This is a genomic window from Ruegeria sp. TM1040, from assembly GCF_000014065.1.
Classification (GTDB): Bacteria; Pseudomonadota; Alphaproteobacteria; order Rhodobacterales; family Rhodobacteraceae; genus Epibacterium.
The window spans coordinates 381,665-395,386 of the sequence record NC_008044.1; the positions used below are offsets into that span (position 1 = coordinate 381,665).

General features: G+C 61.4%; 16 protein-coding genes. 2 read left to right on the forward strand and 14 right to left on the reverse strand.

The genetic code is table 11. The annotated features are described in order from the left end of the window. The first annotated feature begins 1 nt into the window (after window position 1). On the forward strand, window positions 2-667 hold the full coding sequence (locus tag TM1040_RS06175; RefSeq protein ID WP_011537720.1) for a D-lyxose/D-mannose family sugar isomerase: 666 nt from the start codon (window positions 2-4) through the stop codon (window positions 665-667). Window positions 668-870: 203 nt separating this feature from the next. Here the strand turns inward: TM1040_RS06175 and TM1040_RS06180 are convergent, their stop codons facing one another. From TM1040_RS06180 to pgi, 6 genes are all read right to left on the reverse strand, one after another. Beyond that, window positions 871-1,746: an NAD-dependent epimerase/dehydratase family protein gene (locus TM1040_RS06180; protein ID WP_011537721.1), complete on the reverse strand. Its 876-nt coding sequence runs from the start codon at window positions 1,744-1,746 to the stop codon at window positions 871-873. A gap of 70 nt (window positions 1,747-1,816) precedes the next feature. After that, window positions 1,817-2,233, reverse strand: a complete 417-nt coding sequence (locus TM1040_RS06185; protein WP_011537722.1) for a GFA family protein — start codon at window positions 2,231-2,233, stop codon at window positions 1,817-1,819. 140 nt (window positions 2,234-2,373) lie between these two features. After that, a complete protein-coding gene (gene eda, locus TM1040_RS06190; protein WP_011537723.1) occupies window positions 2,374-3,021 on the reverse strand; it encodes a bifunctional 4-hydroxy-2-oxoglutarate aldolase/2-dehydro-3-deoxy-phosphogluconate aldolase in 648 nt (215 codons plus the stop codon). Between the two features lie 4 nt (window positions 3,022-3,025). After that, the gene (gene edd / locus TM1040_RS06195; protein ID WP_011537724.1) at window positions 3,026-4,837 is read right to left on the reverse strand and encodes a phosphogluconate dehydratase; all 1,812 of its coding nucleotides are present in this window, start codon (window positions 4,835-4,837) and stop codon (window positions 3,026-3,028) included. Window positions 4,838-4,869: 32 nt separating this feature from the next. Beyond that, the gene (gene zwf, locus TM1040_RS06200; protein WP_011537725.1) at window positions 4,870-6,321 is read right to left on the reverse strand and encodes a glucose-6-phosphate dehydrogenase; all 1,452 of its coding nucleotides are present in this window, start codon (window positions 6,319-6,321) and stop codon (window positions 4,870-4,872) included. Window positions 6,322-6,345: 24 nt separating this feature from the next. Further along, window positions 6,346-7,956 (reverse strand): glucose-6-phosphate isomerase, encoded by a 1,611-nt coding sequence (gene pgi / locus TM1040_RS06205; protein ID WP_011537726.1) that lies wholly within the window; start codon window positions 7,954-7,956, stop codon window positions 6,346-6,348. A 355-nt stretch (window positions 7,957-8,311) separates the two neighbouring features. Here pgi and TM1040_RS06210 point away from each other — a divergent pair, with 355 nt between their 5' ends. After that, entirely contained in the window at window positions 8,312-8,461 is a 150-nt protein-coding gene (locus TM1040_RS06210; RefSeq protein ID WP_166485525.1) for a hypothetical protein, read from the forward strand. A 92-nt stretch (window positions 8,462-8,553) separates the two neighbouring features. On the opposite strand, the gene ureG is transcribed toward TM1040_RS06210, so the two are convergent. The 8 genes from ureG to TM1040_RS20220 form a co-directional block, all read right to left on the reverse strand. Next, window positions 8,554-9,195, reverse strand: coding sequence for an urease accessory protein UreG (gene ureG / locus TM1040_RS06215; RefSeq protein WP_011537728.1), 642 nt, complete (start codon window positions 9,193-9,195; stop codon window positions 8,554-8,556). After that, window positions 9,192-9,836: an urease accessory protein UreF gene (locus tag TM1040_RS06220; protein ID WP_011537729.1), complete on the reverse strand. Its 645-nt coding sequence runs from the start codon at window positions 9,834-9,836 to the stop codon at window positions 9,192-9,194. Before TM1040_RS06220 ends, ureG begins: the two co-directional genes overlap by 4 nt. Continuing rightward, window positions 9,826-10,356 carry an urease accessory protein UreE gene (gene ureE / locus TM1040_RS19980; protein WP_011537730.1) on the reverse strand — a complete coding sequence of 177 codons (531 nt, stop codon included), beginning with the start codon at window positions 10,354-10,356 and terminating at the stop codon, window positions 9,826-9,828. The genes TM1040_RS06220 and ureE overlap by 11 nt, the downstream gene beginning before the upstream one ends. Window positions 10,357-10,405: 49 nt before the next feature. Next, window positions 10,406-10,633: a DUF1127 domain-containing protein gene (locus TM1040_RS06235; RefSeq protein WP_011537731.1), complete on the reverse strand. Its 228-nt coding sequence runs from the start codon at window positions 10,631-10,633 to the stop codon at window positions 10,406-10,408. 138 nt (window positions 10,634-10,771) lie between these two features. Continuing rightward, on the reverse strand, window positions 10,772-11,386 hold the full coding sequence (locus TM1040_RS06240; RefSeq protein ID WP_011537732.1) for a hypothetical protein: 615 nt from the start codon (window positions 11,384-11,386) through the stop codon (window positions 10,772-10,774). A gap of 31 nt (window positions 11,387-11,417) precedes the next feature. Further along, entirely contained in the window at window positions 11,418-13,130 is a 1,713-nt protein-coding gene (gene ureC, locus TM1040_RS06245; RefSeq protein ID WP_011537733.1) for an urease subunit alpha, read from the reverse strand. Window positions 13,131-13,242: 112 nt separating this feature from the next. Next, the gene (locus tag TM1040_RS06250) at window positions 13,243-13,548 is read right to left on the reverse strand and encodes an urease subunit beta (RefSeq protein WP_011537734.1); all 306 of its coding nucleotides are present in this window, start codon (window positions 13,546-13,548) and stop codon (window positions 13,243-13,245) included. After that, the gene (locus TM1040_RS20220) at window positions 13,545-13,712 is read right to left on the reverse strand and encodes a hypothetical protein (RefSeq protein WP_166485526.1); all 168 of its coding nucleotides are present in this window, start codon (window positions 13,710-13,712) and stop codon (window positions 13,545-13,547) included. The genes TM1040_RS06250 and TM1040_RS20220 overlap by 4 nt, the downstream gene beginning before the upstream one ends. Window positions 13,713-13,722 lie beyond the last annotated feature (10 nt).

Sequence of the window (13,722 nt, forward strand, 5' to 3'; positions counted from 1 at the left end):
CGTGAAACGCTCTGAGGTGAATGAAATACTGGACCGGAGTTGGTCTTTCATCAAAAGCCACGGGGTGCATCTGCCCCCGTTTGCGCATTGGACACCCGACCAGATGCGGACGCCGGAGGCAGCCGATATTCGGTCGCGCGGCTTGGGATGGGATATTACCGACTACGGTCAGGGGCGGTTTGACGAGTTGGGTCTGTTCCTTTTTACCGCGCGCAACGGGAGCCATGAGGATCTGAGCGCAGGGCGCGGGATGCTTTATGCGGAGAAGATCATGATCTCGCGGGCAGAGCAGCTGTCTCCGATGCATCGTCACAACATCAAGGCCGAGGATATTATCAATCGCGGCGGCGGCACATTGGTGATCGAGCTATTTGCCCCGGATCGCGATGGAGGCATTGATCGCGCGGCCCCGGTGACGGTGCCCTGCGATGGGATCGCGCGCACGCTTCCTGCGGGCGGCAAGCTCAAGCTTGCGCCCGGTGAAAGCGTCACCCTGATGCCGGGGATCTGGCATGCGTTCTGGTCCGAGGGAGGCGATTGCCTGATTGGCGAGGTGTCGACCGTCAATGATGATCGCACCGACAATGTGTTTGAAATGGAGATCGGACGGTTCAGTCAGATCGACGAGGACACAGCCCCGACGCATCTTCTGGTCTCAGACTACTAAAGAACGGGTTGGTTTTATGCGAAACACCGGGGCGGCGCCCCGCTGCGCCCGTTTGATGTCGCGAGATGCGTTGTCCTTCGAGCGCCCCGGTATCTTTCTCAAGAAGATGAACCAGGACACTATCTGTGCTGAGGAACCCTTGTAGTACGGGGGCTGGAGTTCGATAAGACTGTTCCAACGTGGATTTGGTGGCTTTCAGGCGCTCAGAGGGGCGGGAAGCACTGTTCCAGATCTTGATACTGCGGGACCCAACCCGTCGCTGCTCGAAGGCGCGCTCCACTGAGCCTCTGGTCGAGCATTGGCCCCTCCGCCCAGTGCCCTGCAAGTGCCTGAGCCTTGGCGCGAGAGAGGCAATTCAAGGTTTCATCATGGCCGTGGGCACGGGCGAGCGTTGCGGCGATTGCGCCGATCTCGACCCCGCATTGGGCAACCGCGTTGAAATGCCCGGTGAGGTCTGGGTCCTCTGCGAGCAACCGATAGGCAACCGCGAGATCTTTGCGGTGGATCAGTGGCCAGCGGATGCTGGCGTTCCCCCACAGTTCAATCGGGCGCTCTGCCGCGATGTCTGCAAGCATGCGATCAAAGACGCCGCCTTCTTGATGGTACACCATTGCTGGATGCAGTGTGGCTGTGGAGAGAGTGGGCTCCCTCATCAGACGTTCGGCCTGATTCAGAAAGGGGCGAAATGCAGGAATTGGGTTAAACCCGTCTGCCTCGTGTAGAATTCGACCTCGGGTGTCACCGTAGAGCCAGCATCCCCCGGTATAGATCACGCGCAGGGCAGCAGCGCGCGTCTGGGCCGCGTTGATCAGCGTGTCGACAACCTGACGGTCGGCGGCGGCCATCTCTTCATCGAAGGTGATGGCGGCATGGATCACCACATCCTGGCCCTCAAGCGCAGGGGCCCAATCCTGAGGCGCGCGCATGTCGCCGCGACACACTTTGGCACCCTGCGCATCTACGGTCCTGGCCGCTATGTCAGAACGGCAAAGTGCGGTGACATGATGCCCCGCGGCCAAGAGTTCGGGCAGGAGGGCAGTGCCGATAGAGCCCGTGGCCCCCAAGAGGAAAATACGCATGGTTTTGTCTCCGGTAAAACGTCTCTGGGATGTTGTCGGATCTCAACCATGATTGAGGGCAAGCGGTATTTCAGCGACGGGAATGATTTTGGGGCAATCCATCAGTTTTATCAGCCGCAGCGATGCCATCGACCCATTTGGCCCGGTCTGACCAGCAGATGCCCGCGCTGATCGGGACTTCGGGCACCTGATCGAGACAGCCTGCGGGGATCACAATGCAATCGGGCTGAACCTGAGGCATGGGACTTGCACAGGTGGGGCAGAAGCTGCGGCAGTGGCGGCTGTTGTTGTGCTGGTACTGGCGCAGATGTTCCGCGCCACGGGTCCAGTAGATCAACGCGTCGGGAGCGAAGAGATTTGCAGCATGGGCGCTGCCCGTTCCTTTGCGGCAGCGCGAACAATAACAAAGGAAGAAGGCGGCGATATCACCCGTGAGTTCAAACGCAATGGCGCCACAGAGACAGCTTCCAGTGTAATCTTGCGTCATGGGCGCTCCGTTGGTTGTGGGGGTGCGCGCAGGCTGTCGTGGCTTTGGGGGCGGGTCAAGCCTGGGTCTGTAGAAATGCCACCGGGCGCCGCTGGCTAGCGGCGCCCGGTACAAGTTCTGTAAGATCGGTCATCGCTCCTTCAGCGGGCGAGCGTGCTTGCCTCGCGGGCCAGGTCTTCAATGGCTTTCCAGTCGCCTGCCTCGACGAGTTTGGCCGGTGCAACCCAACTGCCGCCTGCGCAGACCACGTTGGAGAGGCCCAGGTAGCTTTCGGCATTGCTGGGGCTGACGCCCCCGGTGGGGCAGAAGGAAATCTGCGGCAAAGGCGCGCCGATGGCCTTGAGCGCGGGCGCGCCCCCGGAAGCTTCGGCGGGGAAGAATTTAAGCATGTCATAGCCACGCTCCAAGAGCGTCATGGCCTCAGAAGCGGTGGCCGCACCCGGCAGCATCGGCAGATCCGCAGCCAGAGCCGCATCAAGCAGCAGGGGTGTGGAGCCGGGGGAGACACCGAACTTTGCGCCAGCTTCAACAGCAGCGGTCACGTCTGCGGGCGTGACCAGCGTCCCGGCACCGACAACACCGCCTTCGACCTTGGACATCTCGCGGATCACATCAAGTGCAGCCGGGGTGCGTAGGGTGACTTCGAGGGCGGGCAGACCGCCAGCGACCAGTGCTTCGGCCAAGGGGCGGGCGTGGGCGACGTCATGCACAACGAGGACCGGAACGATCGGGGCGAGGGCGCAGATTTCGCGCGCCTTCGCGCTGGACTGTTGCGGGGTAAGTGTCATGAGGTCAAACTCCAAATACGGTTGCGCCGGTGTCGGCAGAGGTCACGGAACTGCGAAACAGGGCAAAGAGCTCGCGCCCAGTGCCGTGTTGATAAGAGGTAAGATCGGCGGTTGCCGCCGGGCGGTCTAGCACGCCTTCTGTGAGGACTTCGAGATTGCCCGAGATCGCATCCACCCGCACAATGTCGCCATCCTGCAGCTTAGCGATTGCGCCGCCATCGAGGGCCTCGGGGACGACATGGATCGCGGAGGGAACCTTGCCAGAGGCACCCGACATCCGACCATCGGTCACAAGCGCCACCTTCTGGCCCCGCCCCTGCATGATCGACAGGAAGGGTGTCATCGAGTGCAGCTCCGGCATGCCATTGGCCTTGGGGCCTTGGAAACGGACCACGATCACAACGTCGCCTTCATCAAGCTCGCCCGCCTTGAAGGCCGCCTTGGCCTCGTCCTGGTCGTGGAAAACGCGCACGGGTGCCTCAACGACGCGGTGTTCTTCGGCTACGGCAGAGATCTTCATCACCCCGGTGCCGAGGTTGCCGGTCAGGCGTGCAAGGCCACCGGTCTTCTGGAACGGATCCGAGGCAGGGCGCACGATCTTGTCGTTCAGGGATTCCGTGGTGCCCTTGCGCCATGTGAGCGCGCCACCGTCGAGGAAAGGCTCCATCAGATAGGCGCCAAGCCCCTCGCCGGTTACGGTTTTTGTGTCGGGGTGCAGATAGCCATTCTCGAGGAGTTCTCCGATCATGTATCCAAGCCCACCAGCGGCGTGGAAGTGGTTCACATCCGCCAGCCCGTTGGGATAGACGCGCGCCAGCAGCGGCACCACATCGGAGATCTCGGAGAAATCCTGCCAGTCGAGGATGATGCCGCCCGCGCGGGCCATGGCAATAAGATGGATCAGCAGGTTGGTAGAACCACCGGTCGCCATCAGCCCGACCATGCCGTTCACAAAGGCCTTTTCATCAAGAATATCGCAGGTCGGCGTGTAGTGATTGCCAAGCGCCGAGAGCGACAGCGCGCGTTTGGCGCCTTCGCGGGTGAGGGCGTCGCGCAACTCGGTGCCGGGATTGACAAAGGACGACCCGGGCAGGTGCAGCCCCATGAACTCCATCAACATCTGGTTGGTGTTGGCGGTGCCGTAGAACGTACATGTGCCGGGGCCGTGATAGGCGGCCATTTCGGCCTTGAGTAGCTCGTCCCGGCCGATCTCACCCTTGGCAAACTTCTGGCGAATCTGCGCTTTTTCGTCGTTTGACAGACCAGAGGTCATCGGTCCTGCGGGCAGAAACACGGCGGGCAAATGGCCAAAGGCCTGGGCGCCGATCACAAGGCCGGGAACGATCTTGTCGCAAACGCCCAGAAACACAGTGGCGTCAAAGACGTTGTGCGACAGGGCGATGCCGACGGACATCGCAATACTGTCGCGCGAAAAGAGCGACAGCTCCATGCCGGCTTCGCCCTGCGTGATGCCATCGCACATGGCGGGCACGCCACCGGCCACCTGCGCGGTGCCGCCCGCTTCGCGCACCGCTTCACGGATCAGCATGGGGTAGGTTTCAAACGGCTGATGCGCCGAGAGCATGTCGTTGTAGGCGGTGACGATGCCGAGGTGCCCGCCTGTACCGGTGGCCAGTGTCTCCTGATCCGGGCCGGTGGCGGCATAGGCGTGGGCCTGACCGGAGCAACTCAGATGCGCGCGGGCCGGGCCTTTGGAGGCGGCGGCGCGCATCCGCGCCAGATAAGCCTCGCGCGTGGGGCGGCTGCGTTCGATGATACGGTCAGTGACGGCGGCGAGTGTTGCATTGAGCGACATTGGCGTGCCTCCTTTCAGATCTCAGTACAGGGTCAGGCACCGATGGAGCGCCAGCGGCGGCCATCCCGGTGCAGCAGCAAAAGCGCATCCTCGGGGCCGGAGCCACCTTGGTCATAGGGTTGCGGCGCGCGGGTGGATGTGTCCCACGCGTTGATGATCGGGTCGGCCCAGGTCCAGGCAGCTTCGACCTCATCGCCGCGCATGAACAGGGTCTGATTGCCCCGGATCACATCCATGATGAGGCGCTCATAGGCGTCCTGCGGGCGACCCGCTTCGGGCAGGCTGTCAGCAAAGGTCATATCGAGGTCCGCAGACGTCAGGCGCATGCCTCCGGGGCCGGGATCCTTGATCGTGGTCTTGAGCGTGATGCCTTCGTCGGGTTGCAGGCGAATGACCAGCATATTGCCATCAATCGCATTGTCCTCGCCAAAAATATTGTGCGGCGGTTTGCGAAAATACACCGCAATCTCCGACACGCGCTCGCGCAAGCATTTGCCGGTGCGCAGGTAGAACGGTGTCCCTGCCCAGCGCCAGTTTGCCACCTCGACCTTCATCGCGACAAAGCTCTCGGTGCGCGACTGCGGGTCACCTGCGTGGTCAAGGTAGCTGTCGTTCCCAGATTTGGCGCGATACTGGCCGCGCACGATGTCATCTGCGGCCACGGGTACGAGGCTCTCGATTACCTTGAGTTTTTCATTGCGCACCGCATTGGGTTCAAAGGTGGAGGGAGGCTCCATCGCGGTGAGGCACAGAAGCTGCATCAGGTGGTTCTGCACCATATCCCGCATGGCGCCGGATTTGTCGTAATACTCGCCCCGACCCGCAACCGAGATGCTCTCGGAGACGGTGATCTGCACATGGTCGATGTGATGCGAATTCCACTGCGGCTCAAAAAGCGAATTGGCAAAGCGCAGCGCCATCAGGTTCTGCACCGTCTCTTTGCCAAGGTAGTGGTCGATCCGGTAGATCTGGCTTTCCTCAAAGTGCTCGCGCAGGGCCGCATTCAACGCCTGTGCCGAGGCCAGATCGTGACCGAAGGGTTTTTCCACCACGATGCGGCTCTGGTCGTCCGCGATACCCGTGGATTTGAGCCGCCCGGCGATGTCGCCAAAGAGCGAAGGCGCGACCGAGAGATAAAACGCCCGCACTACGCCATCGCGCAGCTTGCTGCCCAGATCCGACCAGCCGCCATCGCCCTTGGCATCTACCGATGCGTAATCCAGAAGCGACAGAAACCGCTCCACATCTGGTTCTGCATCGGCGGGGATGTCGCCGAATTCCTTGAGCGCATCGCCCACGAGGGTCTGAAACTCACCCTGATCCATCTTGGAACGCGAGGCCCCGATGATGCGGCTGTTGTCGTCGAACTGGCCGATCTGAAAGCGGTGGAACAGGCTTGGCAGGATCTTGCGTCGGGCAAGGTCGCCGGTGGCGCCGAACAAGACGAAGTCGAAACTGTCGACGGGGATGACGCGGGATACCATGGGTGTCTTCCTCTTGGTTGACGGTCAGGTGGAGAGTTTGGCGAGCAGGCCGCGGGTGGAGGCGTCTTTTTGGGATGCATCTGCCCCTTCGACCATCGGCAGAAGGCGGGTCGCCAGTTCTTTGCCCAGCTCAACCCCCCATTGATCAAAGGAGTTGATCCCCCAGATCACGCCTTCGGTGAACACACGATGTTCGTAGAGAGCAACGATCTGACCAAATACGAATGGCGTCAGTTTGGGGTAGGCGAGGGTCACCGAGGGACGGTTGCCGGGAAAGCTCAGATGCCCGGCCATACGGTCGGCATCCACCCCGTCAAATCCGCGCGCGATGGCAATCTCGCGCGCCTCATCCCAGGATCGCCCCAGCATCAGCGCTTCGGATTGAGCAAGGCAGTTGGCTTTCAGAAGATTGTGCTGATGGGCCAGCTCGGGCTCGTGACCCGTTGCGGCAATCAGGAACTCGGTGGGGATCACCTGCGTACCCTGATGCAACAACTGGTAAAACGCGTGCTGGCCGTTGGTGCCGGGCTCGCCCCAAACCACGGGACCGGAGGCGCGGGGCAGGGGGCTGCCATCGAGCGCGACGGATTTGCCGTTGCTCTCCATATCAAGCTGCTGAAGATAGGCGGGCAGGCGGGACAGACGCTGATCATAGGGCAGAACCGCGCGCGAACCATAACCGCAGATGTTGTTGTGCCAGACGCCAATGAGCCCGAGCAGCGCAGGCAGGTTTTCCATCAGCGGCGCATCACGGAAATGCTGATCCATCGCGGCAGCGCCTGCGAGGAATTCGCCAAAGGACTCCGGCCCCACGGCAATCATGATCGGCAGACCGATCGGTCCCCACATGGAGTAGCGTCCGCCCACCCAATCGGCAAAGCCAAAGACACGGGCGTCTGGGATGCCCATCGCGGCCGTTTTGTCCAGTGCTGTCGACACGGCCGCCAGATGGGTCGAAACATCCTCACCCAGCGCACCTTTGAGCCACTGGATAGCGGTCTCGGCGTTGGTCATCGTCTCGATGGTGGTAAAGGTTTTGGAGGCGATCACGACCAGAGTGGTTTCCGGGTTCAGACCGGCCAGCACGTCATGGATATGCGCGCCATCCACGTTGGACACAAAATGACAGGCGGGCCCGTCGTGATAGGGGGCAAGCGCCAGCGTGGCCATCACCGGGCCAAGGTCAGAGCCGCCGATGCCGATGTTCACAACATCGGTGAAGGCCGTGCCGGTCTTGGTCTGGTAGCTGCCCTCCCGCAGGGCGGTGGCAAAGGCGCCCATCTGCGCCAGGACCTTTTGGATGCCAGGGACGACGTTTTCGCCGTCCACCTCAATGACTGCATCCTTTGGCGCACGCAGGGCCGTGTGCAGCACGGCGCGGTTCTCGGTTGAATTGATCTTGGCACCCGACATCATCGCCGCGATCCTCGACTTCAGATCCACGCTTTCGGCCAGTTGGACCAAAAGGTCGCGCGCGGTATCGTCCAGCGCGGTCTTGGAATAGTCCAGCAACATCTCACCGGCAGAGGCGGAGTAGCGCGCGAACCTGTCGGCGTCCTGAGCAAAGTAGTCGGTGAGCGGGGTGGCCTCGGTCGCGGCGCGATGGGCTGAGAGTTGCTGCCAAATGTCACTCATCAAGTGGGCTCCTCGTTATTCGCATCGAATAGGCGGCGCTGGTGGCGCGCCTGCGAGATCCGGTTCGCGGCCTATATGCCAAGTTAGCGCTAACAATGCTAGTTCAAATTCCAAATTTTCGCAAACTTGCCACTGACGGGTTGGTCTTTGACGCCTGCAGATCCTGAGCCAAGCCCAAAGGCGCGGGGCTGGCGAGTTCAAGTCCCAGCTTATCGCATGCGCGGTGGTCTGGTCCAAGCGAAGGTCGAAGTTTTTTGCGCCTTATGTGAACCGCTTCATATTTTGCATGCAAGCTGCACGTTAAACCTGCTGGTGTGAGGGGCGAATGTTGCCCCTGTCGCCAGAGGATACCGATATGATCCAACATATTAAAACAAGTGCATTGGTGGTTCTGATCGTCGGCGTGAGCCTGACCAAATCCTATGCACAAAACGAATATTGCGCTGATGTGACGCCTGCGGGGCAGATTGCCCAGACGCAGGCAGACCAGACACAGAATATCTAGACCCAAGACCCGCGGTCTTTGGCCTGGTCCCAGATATAGGTCCCCGACACCTCGTGAGACGCCGCTTCGGGTTTGCCCGGGCGGCGTTCTCTTTATGTCACCGCGCCCGAGTCGATGCCGCCGATGTCAAAGAGATGGCGGAGCACGGTGTCGACTCCTTCGCCATGACGCAATGCAGTAAAGGCAAATGGCAGCCCATTGCGCATGCGCTTCGCATCGCGTTCCATCACCTCAAGCGAAGCCCCCACATGAGGGGCAAGGTCGGTCTTGTTGATAATCAGAAGGTCTGAGCGGGTGATGGCCGGGCCACCCTTGCGCGGGATCTCTTCGCCTGCGGCCACGTCGATGACATAGAGCGTCACATCCGCCAGTTCCGGCGAGAACGTGGCCGAGAGATTGTCACCACCGCTTTCGATCAGCACGATTTCCACCTCGGGGTGGCGGTTTTGCATCTCGGCCACCGCCGCGAGATTGATCGAGGCATCCTCGCGGATTGCCGTGTGCGGGCAGCCGCCGGTCTCCACGCCGATCACCCGGTCCTGTGGCAGGATTTGCTGGCGCATCAAGGCCTCGGCATCTTCCTGTGTGTAGATGTCGTTCGTGATGACGCCGATGGAGTGATGATCCTTCAGCGCGCGGGCAAGCTCTGCCATGAGCGTGGTCTTGCCTGCTCCCACGGGGCCGCCGATGCCGACGCGGAGCGGTCCATGGGGCGCAGTTGTCTGCGATGTCATGAGCGAAAGATCCTCGAATATTGGGTTTCATGGCGCATGGAGGCAATATCGGCGGCAAAACTCGCACCAAAGAGATCGTCGATCGTACCCGAGAGCGCCGCGTCGACCGTCCTGCGCAGTTGTGGCCCGCAGGCGTTGAGGCGTTGCTGTGCCTCCGTCTGTCCAAGCGAAAGAAGCCTTTGACCGGCCGCAACAAGGTTGGAGAGGAAGGCATGCAGATACATGTTCAGCGTAAGATCCAGCGCAACATCATTGAGTCTGGCCGCGTGCCCCACGGCCACGGGGTAGGTGAGGCTAGGCAATGCTGTGTCCCAGATCGCGGCCGTGGTCCGACAAAAGGCCGCGCCCTGCAGGTCGGTCTCCTGCAGACGTTCCGCCGAGGGGCAAAACGCGCGCGCGGTGTCGTCGATCTCCGCCAGCGACTCTGCGGTTTCTGTGCGATAGGCACAGGCCAAGAGCAGCGCATCCGAGCGCGCGCCACCATGGGTCAGCAGGTCGCTCAGCCAGTCCGACAATGTGTCCCCGTCGCGCACATGCCCCTCTGAGACGGCGCCTTCGAGCCCGTGCGAATAGGCAAAAGCCCCCACCGGATAGGCCGGCGAAAGCCATTGCATCAGCTTCAGCGTCGCCTCACTGGTCATGGGAATGGTCGTGGCTGTGGCCATGATCTGCGTGATCGTGGTGCTGGCCGTGATGGTTCGTATGGCCGTGTTCATGGGCGTGGGTGCGCCCGTGACCATAAGCGCCGCCTTCGGGCGTGAAGGGCTCCTCCACCTCTCTGAGCTGCGCGCCGAGCTGTTCGAGCATGGCCCGGATCACATGATCGCGCTGGATCAGCAGCCGGGACGCCTCGATCTGGCAGGGGGTGTGGCGGTTTCCGATGTGCCAGGCCATTCGCGGCAGATGATCGGCGGTGACCTCCAAAAGTGGCTCTGGGGCCGCAACCACACGGATCTCGCCGCCGCCTTCGAGCAGCAAGACACCATCGTGATCAAGTGATGTCGTATGCGAAAGGTCCACCAGAAGACGCTCTCCGCTCTCACAGGTCAGAACCTTTCGGCGCAGGAAGCGGGCGTCGTAATCAAGCACCACGCAATCTCGCGGGCTTTCGTCATGGGGGTGCCCGTGATAGTGCCGGGCAATCAGCCGGGGGGCGCTCATGATCGGCCCCCCGCGCTGGTCAGGTTTTTGATGCGCGATGCGCGGGTCGTCAGACGTACATGATGTCCGAGAAGACGTGCTTTACAACGTCTTCGCGTTTCAGGCCGCGCTGTGCCAGTTCTTCGTCCGACAGCTCCATCAGGGTGCGGGCGCGGTTCACGCGGTGGTTGGATTCTGCGAGATGCACCAGACCATTGCCAATCGCGCGGAAAAAGCCTGCGATCAGGCCGAACGGATTGAAGGGGGTGCTGGTTTGTGCGTTCGATGCGTATGCCATGGGGACGTGCTCCTGTGTTCAAGACTGTCTCTCCCGTGGCTTCAACATAGCCGCATCGCAGCAAATAGGTTAGCACTTCTGACGCATTCCCGGCATGCGCCAGAGGCAAGGCTGTTGCGGTTGGCGTGGTCTCATAGGTCACTTCACGCTCCTGATGGATTGATATTCATAGGTTTCTTCGCCTTCCGCCGTGATATTGCCCGCGAGATACGAAATCCCGAGCGCGGGCAGGTAGTGCAGAACATCGCGATCCGTGAGTGGAGTTTCGCTGTAGTGGACATGGACCGGAAGGACGTCGTAGGTGCAGTCGCCGTAGCTCTTCTCGAATTTTGGCTGCGGGGTGAAAGTCTGCGTCTCCTGGTCAATGTAGCCCACATCATTATAGGCCACTTTATAGCTCCATTCCGCGAGGCCATTGGTCTCGGTCTCCGGGAGAAGAAGCGCGTCCGCCGCGACAGGAAAGGCATAGGTCAGCCGGGTGTTCGGCCGCAGTTCGCCGCGCTCGAGCTCGATGATTTCCAGAACATAGAGCCCCTTTGCGAGCAACACCCGCGTGGCGCCGGAGGCTTCTGCGTCATGCGCGTAAACGCTCTCGATCAGACCGGGGCGCAGCTCGCGAAATGTCTCGGAGTCGCCTTCTTCGAACTCAAAAATGATACCCCCCTCAGTCAGATCCGACGCAGTCGGACATGCCTGTGCCCACAGGGGCAGCGGCAGAATGGCAGCAAGAAGAACGGCAGAAAGGCGCGACATTATGGGCTCCTGAATTGAGGGTCGCTCAACCTTAGAAGAGGAAATATCGCTGTGCCAAGGGCAGTTCCTCGGCGGGCTGACAGGTCAAAAGCTCCCCATTCGCGCGTACCTCATAGGTTTCAGGGTGAACCTCGATCTCAGGCGTGGCGGTGTTGAGCTTGAGTGCTGACTTCCCGATCCCGCGTGTGCCCTTTACCGCAAGTGTCTGTTTTGCAAGACCCAGTGTCTTACCGATGCCTGCGGCCTGCGCGGCCTCGGACACAAAGGTGACGGCAGAATGCTCGACCGAGCGCCCGTAAGCGCCCCACATGGGACGCGAATAGACCGGCTGCGGCGTCGGAATGGAGGCGTTGGGATCGCCCATTTGCGCGCAGGCGATGGTGCCGCCCATCAGGACCATCTCGGGCTTTACACCAAAGAAGGCTGGGTTCCACAGCACCAGATCCGCGCGCTTGCCCACCTCGATAGAGCCAATTTCATGCGCGATCCCATGCGCGATCGCCGGGTTGATGGTGTATTTTGCCACATAGCGCCGCACGCGAAAGTTGTCGTTCTCACCTGTTTCCTCGCTCAGGCGGCCGCGCTGTTTCTTCATCTTGTCTGCGGTCTGCCATGTGCGAATGATGACCTCGCCCACGCGTCCCATCGCCTGGCTGTCGCTTGCGATGATCGAGAAGGCCCCCATGTCGTGCAGGATGTCCTCGGCGGCAATGGTTTCGCGCCGGATCCGGCTCTCGGCAAAGGCCACATCCTCGGGGATGGATTTGTCGAGGTGATGACAGACCATGAGCATGTCGAGGTGCTCTTCGATGGTGTTCACGGTGAAGGGGCGGGTCGGGTTGGTCGAGGAGGGCAACACGAACTCCTCACCGCAGATCTTGATGATGTCCGGTGCGTGGCCACCGCCCGCACCTTCGGTGTGAAAGGCGTGGATGGTGCGGCCTTTCATGGCCTTGACGGTGTGTTCCACAAACCCCGACTCATTGAGCGTGTCTGTATGGATCATCACCTGCACATCCATTGCATCGGCCACCCCGAGGCAGCAGTCGATGGCAGCGGGTGTGGTGCCCCAGTCCTCATGCAGTTTCAGCGCGCAGGCGCCTGCGTTAACCTGTTCTTCAATGGCGGCGGGCAGCGAGGCATTCCCTTTGCCTGCAAACGCCAGGTTCATCGGAAACGCATCTGCGGCCTGCATCATCCGACCCAGGTGCCAGGCACCGGGGGTGCAGGTGGTGGCCAAAGTCCCATGGGCTGGCCCGGTGCCGCCGCCGAGCATGGTGGTCAGACCCGAGTGCAGCGCATCCTCGATCTGTTGCGGGCAGATATAATGGATATGGCTGTCAAACCCGCCTGCCGTCAGGATGCGCCCTTCGCCCGCGATCACCTCGGTGCCGGGGCCAACGATAATGGTCACATTGGGTTGAGTGTCGGGGTTGCCGGCCTTACCGATGGCATGGATGCGCCCGTCTTTCAGCCCGACGTCAGCCTTGTAGATGCCGGTCCAATCAAGGATCAGCGCGTTGGTAATCACGGTATCGACCGCGCCGCCCGCGCGCGTCGTCTGCGCCTGTCCCATCCCGTCGCGGATCACCTTGCCGCCGCCAAATTTGACCTCTTCGCCGTAAGGGCCGGTGAGGTCGCGCTCCACCTCGATGATCAGGTCAGTATCGGCCAGCCGCACGCGGTCGCCGGTGGTCGGCCCATACATGGCGGCATAGTCAGAGCGAGGGATGTTGGCGGGCATGATTGAATTCCTATCGGAGGAGACGGTCGAAAATCTCAGACGAGACGTTTAGAAGGCGAAAGACAGGCCGCGGCGTACTTGCGCCTGAAAGCTGCAGACGGTTGGTGGCGCATCACAGATCCCCCATGATTTCGGCGTTGAACCCAAAAATCCTGCGTGCCCCGCCGATGGGGATCAGCGGCACCTCACGGCGTTGGCCGGGTTCAAACCGCACGGCGGTTCCGGCGGCAATGTCGAGACGTAGGCCCCTAGCGGCCTCACGGTCAAAGTCGAGCGCAGGGTTCGCTTCGGCGAAATGGTAGTGGCTGCCCACCTGCACCGGGCGGTCGCCGGTGTTTGCAACCATCAGTGTGAGGGCCTCGGCGCCCTCATTCAGGGTCAGATCACCTGCGGCGGGCATCAGCTCTCCTGGGATCATTTGCGACTCCGAAACCACGAAATGGTGCCACCGACCACGGCGGCAGCAAGGATGAGGGCAATCCAGACCTCGGCCCCGTGTGGATGCACATGCGCCCCACCATGAGCGAGGGCCGGACCAGCGGTGAGCGCGAAGGCAGGCGCGAGAGCGAGCAGGTGTTTCATGGGGCAAGAT

Coding starts and splice junctions, on each gene's coding strand:
- TM1040_RS20220 (WP_166485526.1), bottom strand. CDS start 13,712: ATGAAACACCTGCTCGCTCTCGCGCCTGCCTTCGCGCTCACCGCTGGT.
- ureG (WP_011537728.1), bottom strand. CDS start 9,195: ATGACATCGCAGACAACTGCGCCCCATGGACCGCTCCGCGTCGGCATC.
- TM1040_RS06220 (WP_011537729.1), bottom strand. CDS start 9,836: ATGACCAGTGAGGCGACGCTGAAGCTGATGCAATGGCTTTCGCCGGCC.
- pgi (WP_011537726.1), bottom strand. CDS start 7,956: ATGAGTGACATTTGGCAGCAACTCTCAGCCCATCGCGCCGCGACCGAG.
- TM1040_RS06180 (WP_011537721.1), bottom strand. CDS start 1,746: ATGCGTATTTTCCTCTTGGGGGCCACGGGCTCTATCGGCACTGCCCTC.
- TM1040_RS06235 (WP_011537731.1), bottom strand. CDS start 10,633: ATGGCATACGCATCGAACGCACAAACCAGCACCCCCTTCAATCCGTTC.
- TM1040_RS06185 (WP_011537722.1), bottom strand. CDS start 2,233: ATGACGCAAGATTACACTGGAAGCTGTCTCTGTGGCGCCATTGCGTTT.
- eda (WP_011537723.1), bottom strand. CDS start 3,021: ATGACACTTACCCCGCAACAGTCCAGCGCGAAGGCGCGCGAAATCTGC.
- TM1040_RS06210 (WP_166485525.1), top strand. CDS start 8,312: ATGATCCAACATATTAAAACAAGTGCATTGGTGGTTCTGATCGTCGGC.
- TM1040_RS06250 (WP_011537734.1), bottom strand. CDS start 13,548: ATGATCCCAGGAGAGCTGATGCCCGCCGCAGGTGATCTGACCCTGAAT.
- TM1040_RS06240 (WP_011537732.1), bottom strand. CDS start 11,386: ATGTCGCGCCTTTCTGCCGTTCTTCTTGCTGCCATTCTGCCGCTGCCC.
- zwf (WP_011537725.1), bottom strand. CDS start 6,321: ATGGTATCCCGCGTCATCCCCGTCGACAGTTTCGACTTCGTCTTGTTC.
- ureE (WP_011537730.1), bottom strand. CDS start 10,356: ATGAGCGCCCCCCGGCTGATTGCCCGGCACTATCACGGGCACCCCCAT.
- edd (WP_011537724.1), bottom strand. CDS start 4,837: ATGTCGCTCAATGCAACACTCGCCGCCGTCACTGACCGTATCATCGAA.
- ureC (WP_011537733.1), bottom strand. CDS start 13,130: ATGCCCGCCAACATCCCTCGCTCTGACTATGCCGCCATGTATGGGCCG.